The organism is Falsiroseomonas sp. HW251 (assembly GCF_050563545.1).
Lineage (GTDB): Bacteria > Pseudomonadota > Alphaproteobacteria > Acetobacterales > Acetobacteraceae > Falsiroseomonas.
Window position 1 is genome coordinate 307845 of sequence record NZ_JBNXUM010000001.1, and the last position, 14631, is coordinate 322475.

Sequence of the window (14631 nt, forward strand, 5' to 3'; positions counted from 1 at the left end):
GGGCGCGGCCTCCGGCCGCCTGGCTCCCCGCACTCGCGGCGGCGGCCATTCGGAAGCTCGACCGGCTGCGCCGGCCGCCTGTCACGCATGCTGGTCATCTTCATCAACCCCGCGGGGCCTGGGGCGCGCCCTCGCGCACCGCGGGCGGCGCCGCGGGGGCGGGGTTGACGGGCTGGCCGGGGCGCACGCGCTGCACGCCTTCCGTGATCAGGGTCTCGCCGCCCTGCAGGCCGCCCTCGATCACGACCTGGTCGCCGATGGTGCGGCCGAGGTTCACGCCGCGCCGCTCCGCTCGGTTCTGCGCGCCGACGAGGAAGACGTAGTTGCCCTGCTGGTCCTGCAGAACCGCGGCGCGCGGGATCACCACCGCCTGCACGGGGGAGACGCCCTCCACGAAGACGTTGACGAACATGCCGTCGATCAATTGCCGCTCGGGGTCGCCGGTGCCGCCCGCTACCGGCAGGGGCGGGTTGCTGATGCGCGCGCGCACCAGCAGCGTGTCGGTGTCGCGGCTGACGGAGGTATCGATGAACTCGATCCGCCCGGTCTCGGAGAAGACCTGGTTGTTGGCGAGCCGGATGCGCACCTGAACGGCCTGCACGCCGCCGCGCTCGGCGAAGCGGTCGCGCAGCTCCAGCCCCGCGCGCAGGCTGACGGGGAAGGCGACGCGCATCGGGTCCTGGCTGACGATCGTCGCCAGCGGCCCGGAATCGGGCCCGACCACCGCGCCGGGCGAGAAGTTGGACCGGCCGATCTTGCCCGCGAAGGGTGCGGCGATGTCGACATAGCCGAGGTTGATCTGCGCCACCCGCGCCTGGGCCTGCGCGGCCAGGAGCTGCGCCTGGGCGGTGCGCTGCTGCGCCGTGGCGTCGTCCACCCGCGCCTGCGTGCCGGCGGCGGTGCGCACGAGGTCGCGCGCGCGCTCGAGGTTGATGTTCGCGTTGGTCAGCGACGCCTCGGCCGAGGCGACCTGGGCCTGGGCACGGGCGAGATCGGCCTCGACCGGCGCGCGCTCCAGGCGGTAGAGCGGCTGGCCCTGCGTCACCTCCTGCCCCTCGCGGAACAGGCGCTCGTTCACGAAGCCGGTGATGCGCGCGCGCAGGTCCACGCGATCGATCGCCTCGACGCGGCCGATGAACTCGGTCGATTCCGTCACGGGCTGGCGCTGCGCCGTGATCACGCCGACGGCGGGCGGCCCCTGCGGGCCGGGCTGCGCGAGGGCGGGGCCGGCGGAGGAGACCGTCAGCAAAAGCAGGGCAGCCAGGGCAGCGCGCAGCATCTTGTTCCGGCTTGATTGGGGTTTGCCGCATGGAGACCAGCGGCGGCAGGCCCGTCAAGTGAAGGATGCCGAGACGTTACACGCGCGTCGGCGCGCGCGCCGCCTCGAAGACCTCGATCTCCGGCAGCAATGTGAGGGTCAGGCCGATTTCGTCCAGCCCCCGCACCAGGCAGTCGCGGTTGAAGGGGGGGATCGTGAAGCGGTGCGTGGCCCCGTCGGGCGTGGTCAGCGTCTCGGCCTGCAGGTCCACCGTGATCTCGGCACCCGGCGTTGCGGCCAGCGTCGCGCGCAATCCCGCGCACACCGCCTCGGGCAGGCGGACAGGAACGAGCCCGTTCTTCAGCGCATTGCTGAAGAAGATGTCGCCGAAGCTCTCCGCGACGACCGCGCGTACCCCGATCGCGAGCAGCGCATAGACCGCGGCCTCGCGCGAGGAGCCCACGCCGAAGTTGCGCTGTGCGACGAGGATGCCGGCGCGGTCGAAGGGGGCGCGGTTCAGGATGAAGTCGTCGCGCTTCGCCCCTTCCGGCGTGAAGCGCAGGTCGTGGAAGGCGTAGGTCGCATAGCGCTCGTCGCGCGGCCGGCGCAGGTAGCGCGCGGGCAGGATCTGGTCGGTGTCCACGTTGGACATCTCGAGCGGCGCGGCGATGGCGGTGAGGGAGAGGAAGGGCTCCGGCATCAATTCATCCTTTCTGGTGTGACCGGCGACGGCTACGGTGCTCGGCACCTGAGGTGCCTCCGCCCTGCGCCTGCCGGATCACACGCCCTCCGCCGCGACCAGCCGCCCCGTGACGGCGGCGGCGGCGGCGGAAGCGGGCGAGACCAGATGCGTCCGCGCCCCGCGTCCCTGCCGCCCCACGAAGTTGCGGTTCGAGGTGGAGGCGCAGCGCTCGCCTTCCCCCACGCTGTCGCCGTTCATCGAGACGCAAAGCGAGCAGGCGCTCTCCTCCCACGCCGCGCCGGCCTCGGCGAAGATGCGGTGCAGCCCCTCCGCCTCCGCCTGGCGCTTCACCTGGGTCGAGCCCGGCGAGACCAGCATCGGCACCGCGACGCGCCTGCCCTTCAGCACCGCCGCCGCGGCGCGCAGGTCCTCGATGCGCGAATTCGTGCAGGAGCCCAGGAAGACGCGATCCACCCTGACGTCGGCCATGCGCTCCCCGCCGCTCAGCCCCATGTAGTCCAGGCTGCGCGTCCAGGCCTTGCGGCGCGCCTCGTCCGGCGCCTGGTCGGGCTTCGGCACGCGGCCCGACAGCGGCACGGCTTCCTCGGGGCTGGTGCCCCAGGTCGCCATGGGGCCGATCCGCGACGCGTCGAGCCGCGCCTCCTCGTCGAACTCCGCGTCGTCGTCGGACCGCAGCGCGCCGATATCGACGGGCTTCGCGAAGGGGCGCCCTGCCAGCCACTCCAACGTCGTCGCGTCCGGCGCCACCATGCCGGTGCGCGCGCCGGCCTCGATCGCCATGTTGCAGAGCGTCAGCCGAGCCTCCACCGACAGCGCGCGCACCGCGCTGCCCGCGAATTCGATCGCGCCGCCCAATGCGCCGCCGGTGCCGATCTGCGCGATCAGCGCGAGCGCCATGTCCTTCGACGTGGACCCCGAAGGAAGCGTGCCGTCGAACACCGCGCGGATCTGCCTCGGCGGCATCTGCCAGATCGTCTGCGTCGCGAAGACATGCGCGACCTCGGATGCGCCGATGCCGAAGGCCAGCGCGCCGAGCGCGCCATGGGTCGAGGTATGGCTGTCGCCACAGACCACCGTCATCCCCGGCAAGGTCAGCCCGAGCTCCGGCCCCGCGACATGCACGATGCCCTGGCGGGCATTGCCCATCTCGAAGGCCTCGATCCCCGCTTCCCTGGCGTTCCGCTCGAAGGTCTCGATGATGCCGCGCTGCTCGGCATCCACGATGTCGGCCGTGCTGCGCGACTTCGTGGGCGCGTAATGGTCGCCGAAGCCGAAGCAGAGGTCGGGGCGGCGGACCTTCAGCCCGCGCGCGCGCAGCATGTTGAAGGCGTGGAAGCTGCCCTCGTGGAAATAATGGCGGTCCACATAGAGCAGGCAGAGCCCGTCGTCGCGGCGATGCACGACATGCGCATCCCAGATGCGGCTGAACAGCGTCTTCCCCATGGGGGGAACCTGCGTTGCCCGGGGCTCGACCGCAAGGGGCGGGCCAGGGCACCCTGCCCGCCATGTGGTTCGACCCGCCCAGGGCTATCCCGGCCAGCCTGCTCTCCCGCCTGCCGGACGCGCAGCGCCGGCCGCGGCCGTCAGCCTGGGCGCAGGCCAACCGCGGCGGGGCGCCGGTGGACAGCTTCCTCGAAGGCCCCTGCTTCGACGCTGCGGGCAACCTGTTCTGCACCGACATCCCGCATGGGCGCGTCTTCCGCGTCGCCGGCGACCGGTGGGAGGCCATCGCGGAGTATGAGGGCTGGCCGAACGGCCTGGCCGCCCGCGCGCAGGATCTGGTGATCACGGATTACCGCCACGGCCTGCTCAGCCTCGATCCCCGCGACGGCGCCATGGCGCCGATCCTGGAGGACGTGATGTCCGAGGGCTTTCGCGGGCTGAACGACGTGATCGTCCATCCCGACGGCTCGCTGCTCTTCACCGACCAGGGCCAGACCGGGCTGCAGGACCCCTCGGGCCGCGTCTGGCGCCTGCACCAGGACGGCCGCCTGGACCGGCTGATCGCGAACGGCCCGAGCCCGAACGGCCTGGTCCTCAACCGCGCCGCGACGCATCTGCTGGTCGCGATGACCCGAAGCTGCGAGATCTGGCGCTTCCAGCTGCGCGCGGACGCGGTCGTCGCGAAGGCCAACCTCTTCTTCCGCATCCCCGCCGGCACCTCGGGCCCGGACGGCCTGGCGGTGGACGCGCATGACCGGCTCTTCGTCGCCAATCCTGGCCACGGCCAGGTCTGGGTGGTGGACGAGCACGGCGTCTGCACCCACCGCGTGGACTGCACCGAATTCGGCCGGATGCCCACCAACTGCACACTCGCGCCCGATGGCCGCACGCTGGTGATCACGGAAAGCCAGTCGGGCTGCCTGCTGGCGGCGGAGATGCCGGCGCCCTAATCTGCGCCGCAACGGCAAGCCCCCGCCCCTCCCGTCGCGGGGGAGGCAGCGGTCGCCCGCTTCGCGCTCTTCCGCTTGCGGGGAGAGTGCCGAGCGGGGCGAGGCGGGTGGGGGTTTGCGCAACAGGGAGAAAGGCGAGGACCACGACATGCCGACAAGGCGCATCCTGCTCGCCGCGCCCGCCCTCTTCGCCACCCCGGCCTTCGCCCAGGACGCGTGGCCCACGCGCCCCATCCGCATGGTCCTGCCCTATGCCGCGGGCGGCCCGACCGACATCATTGCCCGCCTGGTCGCGGAGCGCCTCTCCACCCGCCTCCCCCAGCGCGTGGTGGTCGAGAACCGCACCGGCGCGGCCGGCTCCATCGGCGCGAGCTTCGTCGCCAAGTCGCCGCCCGACGGCTACACCATCCTCTTCACCAATATCGGCCATGCCGTGCTGCGCGCCGTCGTGCCCACGCTCGACTTCGACCCCGAGCGCGACCTCACGGCGATCACCATCGTCGCGGAGAGCCCGATGGTGCTGCTCGTCCCGCCCAACGCGCCCTGGCGGAGCGTCGGCGACCTCGCCGTGGCCGCGCGCAGCCAACCGGGCCGCCTGACCTACGGCACCGCCGGCGGCGGCGGCGCGCTGCAGCTGGTCGCGCTGCGCTTCCTGCGCGCGGCCGCCCTCGAGATGACCGAGGTGCCCTATCGCGGCAGCGCCCCCGCCGCGCTCGACCTCGCCGCTGGCACGCTCGACATGCTCTACGACGCCGGCGCGACAGGCTTCCCGCTCGCGCAGGGCCGCCGCGCGCGCGCGCTCGCGGTCTCCGGCCCGCAGCGCAGCCCGGTGATGCCCGATGTCCCCACCATCGCCGAGGCCGGCTTCCCCGAGGCCACCTTCATGGTCTGGCAGGCGATCCTCGCACCCGCCGCCACGCCGCCCGCGATCGTCGCGCGCCTGCAGCAGGAAACCGCCGCCGTGCTGGCCGAGCCCGCGGTGCGCGCGCGGCTCGCCGAGCTCGGTGCGGAGCGCGTGATCGGCAACCCGCCGGCCGAGGCGCAGCGCTTCGTGCAGGAGGAAGCCGCGCGCTGGGCGACCATCCTGCGCGAGGCCGGCCTGCGGCCGAACTGACGTCCGGAGCCACGCGATGACCTCCCCCACCCCGCTCGCCGGCATCCGCGTCGTCGAGTTCACGCACATGGTCATGGGCCCGACGGTCGGCATGACGCTCGCCGACCTCGGCGCCTCCGTGGTGAAGGTGGAGCCGGCGCCGGACGGCGACACCACGCGGCGCCTGACGGGCTCCGGCACCGGCTTCTACGCCGCCTTCGGCCGCGGTCGGCGCAGCCTGGCCGTGGACATGAAGGCGCCCGAGGGCATGGCGCTGGTGCGAAAGCTCCTCGCCCGCGCCGACGTCGTGATCGAGAACTTCCGGCCCGGCGCGATGGCGAAGCTCGGCCTCGGCTACCAGCAGCTCGCGGCGGAGAACCCGCGCCTGGTCTACTGCTCCTGCAAGGGCTTCCTGCCCGGCCCCTACGACCACCGCACCGCGCTCGACGAGGTCGTGCAGATGATGGGCGGGCTCGCCTACATGACGGGGCCGGAGGGCCGCCCGCTGCGCGCCGGGTCTTCCGTGATCGACATCATGGGCGGGCTCGCCGCCGTCATCGGCATCCTCGCCGCCCTGCGGGAGCGCGAGACCACGGGACAGGGCGGCGAGGTCCAGGCCGGCCTGTTCGAGACGGTCACCCTGCTGATGGCGCAGCACATGGCGCAGACCCGGATCACCGGCACCGCACCGCGGCCGATGTCGGTGCGCACGCCGGCTTGGCCGGTCTACGACATCTTCGACACCGCCGATGGCGGCCAGGTCTTCGTCGGCGTCGTCACCGACACGCAATGGCCGGCCTTCTGCAGGGCGTTCGGGCTGGACGACCTGGCGGCCGACCCGAGCCTGGCCACGAAGCAGCAGCGCGTCATGGCGCGCGACCGCACGCTGCCGCGGATCGAGGCCGTGCTGCGCCGATGGACCAAGCCCGACCTCATGGCGAAGTGCGAGGCGCTCGGCCTGCCCTTCGCGCCCATCGGCAGGCCCGCCGACCTCTTCGAGGATCCGCATCTCCTGGGCTCCGGCGGCCTGGTGCCGGTCACGCTGCCCGACGGCACGCACACGGCGCTGCCCGCCCTGCCGATCTCGATCGACGGCGCCCGCCCCGGCGGCGCCGGCGACCTCCGCCCGCCTGGCGCCGACGGCGCGGAAATCGCCGCCGAGCTCGGCTACGCGCCGGCCGAGATCGCCGCCCTGCGTGACAAGGGCATCATCACGGGTTAGCGCGGTGGCGCACGGCCGCGCGGCTCTGCCGTAAAAGCGGCCTGGACCACACAGCGAGGCATCCGTGCCGCTCCACCGCGCTCTCCGCTACGCCGTCTATACGGTCTGGGTGTCGCTCTGCGCCTTCGCGCCGGAGCTGATCTGGCAGGGCTTCGTCCTGATGCACGGGCATTTCGGCATCGCCGACGCCGCCTCCGCGCTGTTCATCGGCGCGCTCTTCGCCTTCTTCGTGGAGCCGCTGGCCGAGCGGCTGAAGGCCGGCCACTGGCGGCTCGAGACGGAGCAGCGGCACGGGCTGCTGTTCAGCGCGGCCCTCTCGGTCGGCTTCGGCTTCGTCGTGGTCTGCCTGCACGAGGCGATCGCCGCCTATCTCGGCGGCGGCCATGCCGGCGACGACGAGCACCGGGTGAGCCTCGCGCGCGCGCTCGACGCGACGCTCGAATGGGCGGCGATTCCCGCGGCGGTCACGGCGGCCTGGTTCGTCGCCGGCAGCTGGCGCCGCGCGGCCGTGCCGGCGGTGGCGCTGGTCGGCGCCTGGACCGTCGCGACCGGCATCCATTTCGACTGGGGCTGGCCCGTCACGCTGACCAGCGCGGTGCCCTGCACGCTGCTCGCCGGCCTCGGCGCGCGGATCGCGCTGCGGCGCTGGGACGCCTCGACCTTTCCCGCGCTCGCGCGCCTCACGGCCTGGGTGACGGGCGGGTGGCTGGTCTTCGCCTGGGCCGCGGATGCGGTCGCGACGTCGCTCGGCGGCGCGCGGCTGGACTTCTACGCCTCCGACGCGCTGGACGACGATCTCCGCTTCTACCTCGGCTGGACGCTCGGGCTCTTCGTCGCGCCGGACCCGATCGTGGAGGACTGAGCCAGGACCGCCTCGGCTTCCAGGATCGACACCGGCGAGCCCGTCGGCAGCACGCGGCGCAGCGCGAAGCCGGCCTCCGACAGCAGCCCCGCGAACTCCTCCGCGCTGCGCTCCCGCGCCTCCCCGAACATCACCATCATCTGCGCATCCACGAGGCAGGAGGTGGAAGCGGAGCGGGACGGGTCGGGATCGAGCAGCTGCTCGACGACCAGCAGCCGGCTGCCCGCTTCGGCTGCCGCGTGGATGTTGCGCAGGATGCGCCGGCAGTCCTCGTCCCCCCAGTCATGCAGCACGCGCACGACGAGGTAGAGGTCGGCACCCGCCGGCACGGCGTCGAGGAAGCTGCCGGGACGCGGCTCGATGCGCCCGTCCAGCAGCTGGTCCGCCGGGATGGCGGCCAGCACGTCGGGCAGGTCGAGGAGGATGCCGCGCGGCCCCTCGAACCGCGCGAGGATGTGGCGCAGCGCCGCGCCGTTGCCGCCGCCGACGTCGCAGATCACCCGCACCGCGGCGAAGTCGTAGGAAGCGGCGACCGCGGCATGCCGGTTGTCCGGGAAATTCGCCATCATCGCGTCGAAGATCCGCGCTTCCTCGGGGTGCGCGCGGAGCCAGGCGAAGCGACCCATGCCCCAGGCCGCCTCGTGCGGGACGCCGCCGGTCAGCGCGGCCTCGGCTTCCTCCCAGGCGCGCCAGCTGCCGCGGGCGGTCCAGAAGCGCGCGGCGTGGTGCAGGCTGTTCGGCGCGTCGCTGCGCAGCAGGCGCGACATGGCGCTGTGCGCGACCTCGTCCCCGGCGGTCAGCGCGAAGACGCCGGCGGAGGCGAGCACCCGCAGCACGCGGCGGAGCTGGCCTGGCTGCACGCCGGCCTCCTCCGCCAGCGCCGCCACCGTGGTCGTGCCCTCCGCCGGCACCCTGTCCGCGAGATGGAGTTCCGCCGCCGTGCGCAACAGGCGGGAGACGATGAAGCCGCGCAGCAGCCGGTCGAGCGCCGCGCGGTCGCTGTCGGGGCTGTCCATGACGGACCTCCGCGCGGGACGCTATGCCCGGCGCGGACCGCAGGCCAGGCAAATCGCCGGCTTCACCGATCGATGAAGACCGGCACCGGGGCGTCGCGCAGCAGCGCGTCGGTGGTCGCGCCCACGAGCATGCGCACCAGGCTCGACCCGCCGAAGGCGCCCATCACCAGCATGCGGCCCTTCACGCCCTCCAGCGCCTCCAGCACGGCATGCGTGACGTCGCGACCCGTCCAGGGCAGCGGCGTCGCCGCCAGGCCGCGGGCGCGCAGGATCGCGCAGCCCTGCTCGGCCAGCGGCAGCGCCGAGTCCCGCGTCGCGTCCACCGTGACCACGCGAACCTCCACCCCCGGCAGGGGATCGAGCAGCGCGAAGAGCTGGAAGGATTCCCGCGCCGGCGCCGATCCGTCATAGGCCGCGACCACCGGCCCTTCCGCCGCCAGCACCGCGCCCGGCGGCACCACCAGCAGCGGCCGCGCGCCATCGCGCAGCAGCGCCTCGATGACCGGGGCGACGCCGTCCTCCGTCTGCTCGCGGCCGAGCGTGCTGTCGCGCCCGATCACCACCAGGTCATGCGCCGCGCCGGCCTGGCGCAGCGCGGGCTCCGGTGCGTCCTCCAGCCTGAGCGTCGCGTAGCGCAGATCGCCCGCCGCCACCGCGCAATCCGCCAGCGCCTGCTCGGCATCGCGCTCCGCCTGCTCGGCGAGCTTCGCGTCGCGCCGTTCCTTGAAGGCCTGGCCGCCGAGCGGCACGGCCTCGTACTCGTCGCCGGTATGCGGGCGGTCCAGCACGACCGCGACCGTCAGCGCCGCGCCGGTCGCGCGGGCGAGCGCGATCGCGGTGTCGCGCGCGGCCTGCGCGCCCGGCGTGTCGTCGAGGGCCACCAGGATGCTGCGGAGCATGCGCCGTCCTCCTCCCCGAAAGGCTAGCCCGGGCCGCGCGTGCGTCCAATCCGGCTCAGTGGCAGGCGCCGCAGCTGCGCGCCGCGACGCGCCCGAAGGCGCCGTCGGCGTGCTCGCCGATGACCAGCACGAGGTGCACGAGCCAGAGCGCGAAGACCACGGCGCCGAGGCCGATCATGCCCTTCAGGAGGCCTCGCATGGCCCCGGCCTCCGCTGCCAGACCGCAACGGTAGCGCCGGGCGGGGCGCGCGGCGAAACACCGTCCCGCGTGCGCTCAGCCCCGCCCGCGCTGCAGCAGGAGGAAGCCCGCGGTGCAAAGCACGAGCCCGCCGGCGAAGGTCAGCAGCGCCGCCGCGACGCCGCCCTGACCCGCCGCCCAGCCCGACAGCCCCTGCAGCACCGCCGCGCCAAGGAAGTAGTACATGTTGGCCGCCGACAGCGCCCGGCCCGCCTGCTCCGCCGGCACCGCCGCCCGCACCAGGGAGAAGGCGATGATCTGGAAGGAGATCACGATGCCGAAGGCAACCAGCAGGAGCAGGTCCCAGCCCGGCGGCATGACGGCCAGCCCGAAGGCGCGCGACGCCGCGCCCCCCGGCCCCCCGGCGACGAGCAGCAGGATCAGCGCCGCGGCCAGCAGGTGGCTCCCCGACAGCAGCAGTACCGGCCGCCCGATGCGCCGCAGCGCATAGCCCCCGATGGCCGGCCCCGCCGTCAGCGCCAGGGCGGCGGCGAGCAGGATGTTGCCGGCCTCGACCCGCGGCAGCCCCTTCACCTCCATCAGCCAGGGCCCGCCCCACAGACCCCGCACGCCGAGCACCGCGGCGAAGCTCGCGAAGACGAAGACCGTCACCGCGCGCAGCCCCGGCGACCAGGCCAGGCTCAGCACCTCCCCCATGTCGGCCGCGATCCCGCGCGAGGGGCGCGGCGGCGGCCGGTCATGCGGCACGAAGGCCGCGACCGCGGCCATCGCCGACAGCGCCAGCGCGGCGCAGGCCGCGTAGCCCATGCGCCAGTCCGTCGCCTCGATCAGCCAGGCGAGCGGGCTCGCGGAGAGCAGCATGCCCGTGTTGCCCACGGCCTGGATGATCCCCGACCAGGAGGCGAAGCGCGCCGCGGACAGGCCCCGCGCGGCGAAGGTGATCGGGCACATCAGCATCCCCGAGCAGCCCGCGCCGAGCACCATCTGCGCCGCCAGCATGGACCAGGGCCCGGTGGCGGCCGCCCCCATCGCGGCGCCGCATCCCGCGACGGCAAGCAGGCACAGCGACACCGCCTTCACCCCGTGGCGGTCGAGCCCGATGCCCACGGGGACCATCGCGATCGCGAAGACCAGCGGAAAGGCGCCGGTGACCTGCGCCAGCGTTTCCGCCGTCAGCCCAAGGTCCCGAATCAGCACGTCGGCCGCGATGGCGGGGATGGTGCGGACGGCGTTGGAGAAGACGTGGCCGAGGCAGAGGACGAGGATGGGGAGAGCAATAGGCTGGGTCATGCCGGCGGGCTCCGCCGGAACGGCGCCTCCCTCCCCCGACCTTCGATTTCCCTCCCCCGCAAGCGGGGGAGGGTCAGGGTGGGGGTGCGAGGATGAGAGCGCCCTCGACGAACCACCCCCACCCCATCCCGCTCCCGCTTGCGGGGGAGGGGGGCTCTGGAGCGGGCGAGGGAACGAGGGCGGGGAACAAGGGTGAAAGCTGCCCTCAATTCCTGAACATCTTCCCCGGGTTCATGATCCCCTTGGGATCCAGCGTCTGCTTCAGGCTCCGCATCACCGCCAGCGCCTCCGCGCCGTGCTCGCGCTCCAGGAACTCGCGCTTGCCGAGCCCGATGCCGTGCTCGCCCGAACAGGTCCCGCCCAGCGCCAGCCCGCGCTCCACGATGCGCCGGTCCATGTCCCAGGCGCGCTCGAGTCCCTTCGGATCCGTCGGGTCGTAGAGCACCATCTGGTGGAAGTTGCCGTCGCCGACATGGCCGACGATGCAGGTCGCGTGGCCCAGCGCCCGCGCCTCCTCCTTCGCTGCGACCAGGGCTTCGGCCAGGCGCGAGATCGGCACGCAGACATCCGTCGTCAGCGCCTTGTGCCCGGGCTTCCAGGCCACGCCGGCCCAGTAGCTGTCGTGCCGCGCCTTCCACAGCCGCGCACGCTCCCCGGCGTCCGTCGCCCACCGGAACCCCGACCCGCCATGGCCGGCGGTGATCGCCTCCACCGCCTCGGCCTGTTCCTTCACCCCGGCCTCGCTGCCGTGGAACTCCAGCATCAGCGTGGTCTTCGGCGCATAGCCCTCGAGCTTCGAATAGGCAATCGCGGCCGCCATCATGTCGTCGTCCAGCAGTTCGATCCGCGCGACGGGGATGCCCATCTGCATGGTCTCGATGACGGACTGCACCGCGCCCGCCAGCGTCTCGAACTGCACCACCGCCGCGCTCATCGCCTCGGGGATGCCGTGCAGGCGGAGCCGGATCTTCGTCACGACGCCGAGCGTGCCCTCCGACCCGATGAACAGCCTGGTCAGGTCGTAGCCGTTCGCCGCCTTGCGCGTCCGCCCGCCGGTCTCGATCAGGCGGCCATCCGCCAGCACGACCTCGAGGCCCAGCGTGTTCTCCCGGATCGTGCCGTAGCGCACGGCATTGGTGCCGGAGGCGCGCGTCGCGACCATGCCGCCCAGCGTGCAGTGGCTGCCGGGATCCACGGGGAAGAACATCCCCTGGTCGCGCAGGTGGTCGTTCAGCTGCTGTCGCGTCACGCCCGGCTCGACGACGCAATCCATGTCCTCGGCATTCACCTCGAGGACCCGCGCCATGCGCGAGAGATCGAGGCTGATCCCCTTCCGCACGGGGTTCACATGGCCTTCCAGGGACGTGCCGGCGCCGAAGGGCACCACGGGGACCTCGTGCCGGTGGCACAGCGCGACCAGGCGGGCGACCTCCGCGGTGCTTTCCACGAAGGCGACGGCGTCGGGCAGCGTCGGGGTCGAGCTGTCCTCGCCCCGGCTGTGCTGCTCGCGCACGGTGGCGTTGGTGGTCAAGCGATCGCCCAGGAACTCCCGCGCGGCGGCGATCACGGCATCCACGGGGCGGGGGGTTGTGTTCATGGCTCTGCCTTCGCCCGCACCCTGCCCCCCGGGCCGTCGGCGGGCAAGGTCGAGCCGGCGCAGCGGGGGAGGCCCGGCCGCGCATGGCGCCTCGTCTCCTGGAATGCGGCCGACCCGCTGCAGCACGCAAACGAAGGGACAGGACGGTCGCGACCCCGCATCAACAATCTGTCTCCAAATAGGAACCTTGCAGCTTACAAACCAAAAAATAAGATTTCACTCGATAGTTGACAGGATTTGTGCTCTATCCCGCGTAACGGGAACAGAGCCGGCGCGCCACCCCGGCCGATGCACCCGGACTCTGGCGCGGCGCCACCGGCGCCGCCCAACGAAGACGCCACCCGAACCTGCCCACGCCTGGGGCAGCCGAGAGATCCGCGCCATGTCCGGCACGACCATCACCGGCACCACCAACCCTGACGACACCGTCGGCGGTGCCAGCAACGACACGATGCTCGGTGCGCCCGGCGCCGCCGCGGATCCAGCCGCCGGCGGGACCGCGGACGCCGATACACTGAGAGGCCTCGGCGGCAACGACCTCATCTTCGGCGGCGGCGGCAACGACAGCATCGACGGCGGCGCCGCCGACGACGTCATCTTCGGCGGCCTCGGCGCCGACACGATCCTCGGCGGCATCGGCAATGACACGATCTCGGCCGGGCTCGGACGCGACAGCGTCCTCGGAGGCGATGGCGACGACGCCATCTCCACCGGCAGCAACTCGACCGTCTTCGGGAATGCCGGCAATGACAGCATCTACGTCACCGGCGATGACAACCTCGTCTCGACCGGCGACAACGCGTCCGGCACCGGCGCCGCCGCCTATGAGTTCATGGGTGTCTACGGCAACCGCAACACGCTGATCGCCAGCAACCAGAGCGACACGATCTATCTGGACGCCAGCTACCGCGACAATCGCATCGATGCCGGCAACGGCCCCAGCGATGTCCTTGTCGTGACGCAGGGCAACTTCACGATCGACACCTTCGGCTCCGGGTCGAACCAGTACCAGATCATCACCTTCCCGAATGGCAACGCGAACACCATCATCGGATTCGACACCGTCATCAGGGATGACATCCCGGCCCCTATCTGCTTCGCCGCCGGCACCGACATCCTGACCGCTCGCGGCGAGGTCATGGTGCAGGAACTCCGGACGGGCGACCTGGTCGCCACGATCGGCGCAAGCGGCGCGCCGTTGAAGCCGGTGCTCTGGGTCGGCCGACGTCGAATCGCCCTCGCCGGGAACCCCAACGCCCACCGGCTGGCCCCGGTGCGCATCGAGGCCGGCGCCCTCGCCGAGAACACGCCGCACCGCGACCTGCTGGTCTCGCCGGACCACTGCCTGTTCCTCGACGGCATGCTGGTGCCGGCGCGGCTGCTCGTGAACGGCACCTCCATCCGGGTGGAGCGCGGCCTGACGGAGGTGACCTACCACCACGTCGAGCTGGAGCGGCATGACGTGCTGCTGGCCAACGGCGCCGCTGCCGAAAGCTGGCTCGACGCCGGCAACCGCGCCTGGTTCGAGAACGCGCCGCTCGCGCTGCTGCGGGTCGCCGACACGCCCGACGCCCATGCGGCGGGGGCTCCAAACCCCTGCGCGACGGATCCCTGCGCGCCGATCATCCAGGGCGGCGCCAGGCTCGCCGCGATTCGCGACGCGATCGCGCTGCGCGCCGGCCGGGCCGGGCCGGCGGCAGAAGAGGCGCAAAGCCGGACGGTGCCGGCCCGCCGCCGAGGCTGAGCGACGGGGCGCGGGCGGGCGGATTCGAGGCGGCCCCGCCCCCTGTTCCGGCCAGGCTCAGGAGGCGCCGAGTCGCGCGGAATCGCGCAGAAAACCGCGGTTTTCTCGCTTTTTGGGATGCCGACTCAGCGAGGCGTTAACCTCGCACTGCAGCGCAACAAACAGCCAACCCGCTGAATAAACATAATTTCTTGTGGAAAACCCAACCGTGGATACAAAATCGAACCTTGATTCATCACCTGTCATTCGGTAAGGAACCTTTGACAGGGCGGGTGAAGGTTTTTTGAGCACCGTCGCGGGTTCGCCCGCGGCGCGAACCTCTCCCGAATCCGGCAGAACCGCCGGCTTCATCCGC

The 14631-nt window shown here is 72.5% G+C and carries 14 protein-coding genes; 5 read left to right on the top strand and 9 right to left on the bottom strand.

Features of this window, described 5'->3' with window-relative positions:
* Positions 1–103: 103 nt before the first annotated feature.
* The 3 genes from ACLF3M_RS01545 to leuC all read right to left on the bottom strand — a co-directional run bounded on the left by ACLF3M_RS01545 (position 104) and on the right by leuC (position 3404).
* Positions 104–1279 carry an efflux RND transporter periplasmic adaptor subunit gene (locus ACLF3M_RS01545; RefSeq protein WP_430655076.1) on the bottom strand — a complete coding sequence of 392 codons (1176 nt, stop codon included), beginning with the start codon at positions 1277–1279 and terminating at the stop codon, positions 104–106.
* Positions 1280–1355: 76 nt separating this feature from the next.
* Positions 1356–1958 carry a 3-isopropylmalate dehydratase small subunit gene (gene leuD, locus ACLF3M_RS01550; protein ID WP_430655077.1) on the bottom strand — a complete coding sequence of 201 codons (603 nt, stop codon included), beginning with the start codon at positions 1956–1958 and terminating at the stop codon, positions 1356–1358.
* Positions 1959–2036: 78 nt separating this feature from the next.
* Positions 2037–3404, bottom strand: a complete 1368-nt coding sequence (leuC, locus tag ACLF3M_RS01555; protein WP_430655078.1) for a 3-isopropylmalate dehydratase large subunit — start codon at positions 3402–3404, stop codon at positions 2037–2039.
* A gap of 62 nt (positions 3405–3466) precedes the next feature.
* On the opposite strand from leuC, the gene ACLF3M_RS01560 reads away from it, so the two are divergent.
* From ACLF3M_RS01560 to ACLF3M_RS01575, 4 genes are all read left to right on the top strand, one after another.
* Entirely contained in the window at positions 3467–4354 is an 888-nt protein-coding gene (locus tag ACLF3M_RS01560) for an SMP-30/gluconolactonase/LRE family protein (RefSeq protein WP_430655079.1), read from the top strand.
* 148 nt (positions 4355–4502) lie between these two features.
* On the top strand, positions 4503–5468 hold the full coding sequence (locus ACLF3M_RS01565; protein ID WP_430655080.1) for a Bug family tripartite tricarboxylate transporter substrate binding protein: 966 nt from the start codon (positions 4503–4505) through the stop codon (positions 5466–5468).
* Positions 5469–5484: 16 nt separating this feature from the next.
* Positions 5485–6669, top strand: coding sequence for a CaiB/BaiF CoA transferase family protein (locus ACLF3M_RS01570; RefSeq protein WP_430655081.1), 1185 nt, complete (start codon positions 5485–5487; stop codon positions 6667–6669).
* A gap of 64 nt (positions 6670–6733) precedes the next feature.
* A complete protein-coding gene (locus ACLF3M_RS01575) occupies positions 6734–7531 on the top strand; it encodes a hypothetical protein (RefSeq protein WP_430655082.1) in 798 nt (265 codons plus the stop codon).
* Here the strand turns inward: ACLF3M_RS01575 and ACLF3M_RS01580 are convergent.
* From ACLF3M_RS01580 to ACLF3M_RS01600, 5 genes are all read right to left on the bottom strand, one after another.
* On the bottom strand, positions 7474–8547 hold the full coding sequence (locus tag ACLF3M_RS01580; protein ID WP_430655083.1) for a methyltransferase: 1074 nt from the start codon (positions 8545–8547) through the stop codon (positions 7474–7476). The two genes, ACLF3M_RS01575 and ACLF3M_RS01580, sit on opposite strands and share 58 nt — an antisense overlap.
* Before the next feature lie 62 nt (positions 8548–8609).
* The gene (locus tag ACLF3M_RS01585; RefSeq protein WP_430655084.1) at positions 8610–9446 is read right to left on the bottom strand and encodes a universal stress protein; all 837 of its coding nucleotides are present in this window, start codon (positions 9444–9446) and stop codon (positions 8610–8612) included.
* 55 nt (positions 9447–9501) lie between these two features.
* Complete coding sequence (locus ACLF3M_RS01590; RefSeq protein WP_430655085.1) at positions 9502–9645, bottom strand: hypothetical protein; 144 nt, start codon at positions 9643–9645, stop codon at positions 9502–9504.
* Between the two features lie 75 nt (positions 9646–9720).
* On the bottom strand, positions 9721–10935 hold the full coding sequence (locus ACLF3M_RS01595; protein ID WP_430655086.1) for an MFS transporter: 1215 nt from the start codon (positions 10933–10935) through the stop codon (positions 9721–9723).
* Positions 10936–11140: 205 nt separating this feature from the next.
* The gene (locus ACLF3M_RS01600) at positions 11141–12532 is read right to left on the bottom strand and encodes an FAD-binding oxidoreductase (RefSeq protein ID WP_430655087.1); all 1392 of its coding nucleotides are present in this window, start codon (positions 12530–12532) and stop codon (positions 11141–11143) included.
* Between the two features lie 382 nt (positions 12533–12914).
* Here ACLF3M_RS01600 and ACLF3M_RS01605 point away from each other — a divergent pair, with 382 nt between their 5' ends.
* Positions 12915–14276, top strand: coding sequence for a Hint domain-containing protein (locus tag ACLF3M_RS01605; RefSeq protein ID WP_430655088.1), 1362 nt, complete (start codon positions 12915–12917; stop codon positions 14274–14276).
* A gap of 57 nt (positions 14277–14333) precedes the next feature.
* Here the strand turns inward: ACLF3M_RS01605 and ACLF3M_RS01610 are convergent, their stop codons facing one another.
* Complete coding sequence (locus tag ACLF3M_RS01610; protein WP_430655089.1) at positions 14334–14627, bottom strand: hypothetical protein; 294 nt, start codon at positions 14625–14627, stop codon at positions 14334–14336.
* Positions 14628–14631: the final 4 nt, after the last annotated feature.

What these genes read in the sequence shown, in the direction of transcription:
- ACLF3M_RS01585 (WP_430655084.1), bottom strand. Translation starts at nt 9,446, where the DNA reads ATGCTCCGCAGCATCCTGGTGGCCCTCGACGACACGCCGGGCGCGCAG.
- ACLF3M_RS01545 (WP_430655076.1), bottom strand. Translation starts at nt 1,279, where the DNA reads ATGCTGCGCGCTGCCCTGGCTGCCCTGCTTTTGCTGACGGTCTCCTCC.
- ACLF3M_RS01595 (WP_430655086.1), bottom strand. Translation starts at nt 10,935, where the DNA reads ATGACCCAGCCTATTGCTCTCCCCATCCTCGTCCTCTGCCTCGGCCAC.
- ACLF3M_RS01600 (WP_430655087.1), bottom strand. Translation starts at nt 12,532, where the DNA reads ATGAACACAACCCCCCGCCCCGTGGATGCCGTGATCGCCGCCGCGCGG.
- ACLF3M_RS01580 (WP_430655083.1), bottom strand. Translation starts at nt 8,547, where the DNA reads ATGGACAGCCCCGACAGCGACCGCGCGGCGCTCGACCGGCTGCTGCGC.
- ACLF3M_RS01560 (WP_430655079.1), top strand. Translation starts at nt 3,467, where the DNA reads ATGTGGTTCGACCCGCCCAGGGCTATCCCGGCCAGCCTGCTCTCCCGC.
- leuC (WP_430655078.1), bottom strand. Translation starts at nt 3,404, where the DNA reads ATGGGGAAGACGCTGTTCAGCCGCATCTGGGATGCGCATGTCGTGCAT.
- ACLF3M_RS01590 (WP_430655085.1), bottom strand. Translation starts at nt 9,645, where the DNA reads ATGCGAGGCCTCCTGAAGGGCATGATCGGCCTCGGCGCCGTGGTCTTC.
- ACLF3M_RS01570 (WP_430655081.1), top strand. Translation starts at nt 5,485, where the DNA reads ATGACCTCCCCCACCCCGCTCGCCGGCATCCGCGTCGTCGAGTTCACG.
- ACLF3M_RS01610 (WP_430655089.1), bottom strand. Translation starts at nt 14,627, where the DNA reads ATGAAGCCGGCGGTTCTGCCGGATTCGGGAGAGGTTCGCGCCGCGGGC.
- ACLF3M_RS01605 (WP_430655088.1), top strand. Translation starts at nt 12,915, where the DNA reads ATGTCCGGCACGACCATCACCGGCACCACCAACCCTGACGACACCGTC.
- leuD (WP_430655077.1), bottom strand. Translation starts at nt 1,958, where the DNA reads ATGCCGGAGCCCTTCCTCTCCCTCACCGCCATCGCCGCGCCGCTCGAG.
- ACLF3M_RS01565 (WP_430655080.1), top strand. Translation starts at nt 4,503, where the DNA reads ATGCCGACAAGGCGCATCCTGCTCGCCGCGCCCGCCCTCTTCGCCACC.